This window comes from Rhizomicrobium sp. (assembly GCF_056722145.1).
Genome location: NZ_JBWZET010000101.1, coordinates 1 through 3,294 on the forward strand (window position 1 = coordinate 1; position 3,294 = coordinate 3,294).

Annotated in this window: 2 protein-coding genes and 2 pseudogenes; 3 read left to right on the forward strand and 1 reads right to left on the reverse strand. The window is 67.3% G+C overall.

Annotation, left to right across the window (positions count from 1 at the left end):
• The 3 genes and pseudogenes from AC1P6P_RS05575 to istB all read left to right on the forward strand — a co-directional run.
• Positions 1–259 (forward strand): annotated as a pseudogene (locus AC1P6P_RS05575) (hypothetical protein); the annotation flags it as partial.
• 162 nt (positions 260–421) lie between these two features.
• Positions 422–1,921, forward strand: coding sequence for an IS21 family transposase (gene istA / locus AC1P6P_RS05580; RefSeq protein ID WP_481401446.1), 1,500 nt, complete (start codon positions 422–424; stop codon positions 1,919–1,921).
• Positions 1,918–2,832 (forward strand): IS21-like element helper ATPase IstB, encoded by a 915-nt coding sequence (gene istB, locus AC1P6P_RS05585; RefSeq protein ID WP_481401447.1) that lies wholly within the window; start codon positions 1,918–1,920, stop codon positions 2,830–2,832. Before istA ends, istB begins: the two co-directional genes overlap by 4 nt.
• 72 nt (positions 2,833–2,904) lie before the next feature.
• On the opposite strand, the pseudogene AC1P6P_RS05590 reads toward istB, so the two are convergent.
• Positions 2,905–3,294: pseudogene (locus tag AC1P6P_RS05590) on the reverse strand (type II toxin-antitoxin system VapC family toxin); the annotation flags it as partial.

Sequence of the window (3,294 nt, forward strand, 5' to 3'; positions counted from 1 at the left end):
ACTCAGCCCATGGTCCCATTTTCGAGGCCGATTGACAGGCCGGGTGATCGCGCGACAGCTCGCCGCAGCAAGCGTCCCGGAATCCCTGCGGGAAGCCGCAGGCCATATCGTTGCGGCGCTGGAGGCAGGTCGGACGGTGTCGGATGTGCCGCCGGAGCTCGCCTTCCTGTTTCGGCCGAGCGTGCAACCCTACCTGACGTCCTGGTTGCCGCTCGATCCCGTGGCTGAATTGGCCCGTGCTTCGCGACACTCAGGGTGAGACAGCCGCGACAATCAGGATGAGATTCGGCATTGGGGTGTCGGCGGAGGGCCTTGGCCCGTAGCCGACACCCCAATGCCGGGCGCCCCGCGGGTTTGAGGGTGCGGATGGTCGCGGCCGGTCGGGGAGAATGGGGCTTTCTTCCATGGAAGGACGCCTCGTTTGCCCGGCCGCCACATCACCGATCATCAGATGAGGCTGTTCATGAGTTTCCGTCAGAACGACCCGGTACCGGTGGCCGCCGCCCGCGCCGGGATCAGCCGCGCCACGGCCTACCGCCGGCTGAATGCCGCAGCGGCGCCATCCCGCTCGCCAACTCCACGCGGCCGCCGGCGGCCCGACCCTTTGGCCGATGTCTTCGAGGTGGAGATTGTGCCGCTGCTGCGGACGTCGCCCGGTTTGCGGGCGGTCGCGGTGTTCGAGGAGATGTGCCGACGCCATCCCGACCTGGATCCCGCCGTCCGGCGCACCATGGAGCGGCGCATTCGCGCTTGGCGCGCGCTGCACGGCCCGGAGCAGGAGGTGATGTTCCGGCAGGTCCAGGAACCAGGCCGGCTGGGACTGTCCGACTTCACCGACATGGCCGATCTCGCGGTGACCATCGGCGGCGTGCCGGTCGACCACCTGCTTTACCACTTCCGGCTGCCCTGGTCGGGCTTCGAGCATGGCCACGTCGTCCTCGGCGGGGAGAGCTTCGTGGCGCTGGCCGCCGGCTTGCAAGACGCGCTGTTCCTGCTCGGCGGTTGCCCGCGCGAGCACCGCACAGACAGCCTGTCGGCTGCCTTTCGCAATCTCGACCGCGAAGCCGCGCGCGATCTCACCGTGCGGTATGAAGCGCTGTGCGATCATTTCGGTATGACGCCGACCCGCAACAATCCCGGCGTGGCCCATGAGAACGGCGCCATCGAAAGCGCCCATGGGCATTTCAAGAACGCCGTCTGCGACGCGCTGCTGCTGCGCGGCAGCCGCGATTTCGAGGATCTCGCCGCCTACCGGCGCTTCATCGCCGAGTTGTTTGGTCGCCACAACCGCCGCCGTGCCGCCCGCATCGCCGCCGAGCGCAAGCTGCTGCAACCCCTGCCGCCCCGACGCGCCAGCGATCACGAGGAGCACGTCGTTACCGTCACCTCCAGCAGCGGCTTCACCCTCAAGCGGGTCTTCTACTCGGTACCCTCGCGCCTGATCGGCCACCGCCTGCGGGTTCATCTGCACGATGACCGGCTCGAACTCTTCGCCGGCGCCGCCGCCCTGATGACGCTGCCGCGCGGCCGGCGCGACGGCGACAAGGGCGGCTACCTGGTGGATTACCACCATCTCATCGGCTCCCTGCGCCGCAAGCCGATGGCGCTGCTTAATCTCACCTACCGCGACCGGCTCTTCCCCCGTGCGGCCTATCGGCGCTGCTTCGAGACGCTGCGCGAACGGCAGGACGAGCGTGCCGCCTGCCGGATCACCGTCGCCTTGCTCGCTCTCGCCCATGACCGCGGCTGCGAAGCCGAACTCGCCGTCGCCTTGACCGCCGAACTGGATGCCGGGAGCCTGCCTGATCCCGACGCCCTCAGTGCACGCTTTGCCCCGCCCGCCACCAGCCTGCCCGATGTCGCCGTCGAGATGGTGCCGCTCACCGCCTACGACGCCCTGGTCACCGGAGAAGCGGCATGAGCGAGGCCACACTCTCAATCGACGCCGAGCGCCTGACGCTCATCCTCCACGACCTGCGGCTGCCGGCGATCAAGCACGCCTGGCGGGAGATCGCCGCACGGGCCGACAAGGAGGGCTGGCCCGCGGCGCGGTTTCTCGCCCGCCTCGCCGAGCACGAGATCGCCGAGCGTGACCGCAGGCGGGTTGAACGCCATCTCGCCGAGGCCCGTCTGCTGCCCGGCAAGAGCCTGGAGACCTTCGCGTTCGAGGCGGTGCCCATGATCTCCAAGGCGCACGTCATGGCGCTCGCTTCCGGCGACGCCTGGCTGGAGCGAGGCGACAACCTCATCCTGTTCGGCCCGCCGGGCACTGGGAAAAGTCATCTCGCCTCAGCCATCGGCCTGGCGCTCGTCGAAAACGGCTGGCGCGTTCTGTTCACGCGCACCTCGGATCTGGTTCAGAAACTCCAGATCGCCCGGCGCGAACTGATGCTGGAAAGCGCCATCGCCAAGCTCGACAAATACCACCTGCTCATCCTCGACGACATCGCCTACGTCACCAAGGATCAGGCGGAAACCTCCGTGCTGTTCGAGCTGATCAGCTCCCGATACGAACGCCGATCGCTGCTGATCACGGCCAATCAGCCCTTTGGAGAATGGGGACGGATCTTTCCAGATCCCGCGATGACTCTCGCCGCCGTTGATCGCCTCGTACACCACGCCACCGTCCTGGAGATGAACGTCGAAAGCTACCGCCGCCGCGCCGCCGTCGAACGAAAGCGCGGGCCAGGGCGGCCACCAGGCAGGGCGACAGCCAACACCCCCGTGATCCAGCCGCCCAGCGACAATCAGCCTGAGACTCAGGTCTTGCCAGCGTCAATCAAAACACCAAAATCCCAACCCGCCGCGACAATCACGTCTCATCCTGATTGACGAAAAGTCTCATCCAGATCGACGCGCTATACGTCGCCAGACATCACAGGAAGTCCCGCCCGCCCGATGCCGTCACGGCCGGAACAGGAGCACCTTGGCGTCTGGCCGAAATCGCAGAAGCACGTCCATGTCGGACACGTTGGAGCTCACGAGGACGGCTCCCTGCTCGCGGGCCGACAGGAACAGCAGAGCGTCGTTGATGAGTTCCCGCCGCCTGCCCCGCTGGCAGCACTCCTCGGCGGGCGGCAGTCCCTTCTTGGGCTTCGCGAGACCATACTGCGTCCGCGCCAGGATGCCGGACAGCATGCCCGCTTCAGCCCAGGCGGCCGGGCTAGGGGAGACGCAATCTGACAGCCGGATGGCCGCCAGCAGATGCAGCAGCGGAGGGCGGTCAGTCGGCGTCTTCGGATGAGCCGGATCGAGGATGCCGGCGCTGATGGAAATCTCCGACAACGCGACAGC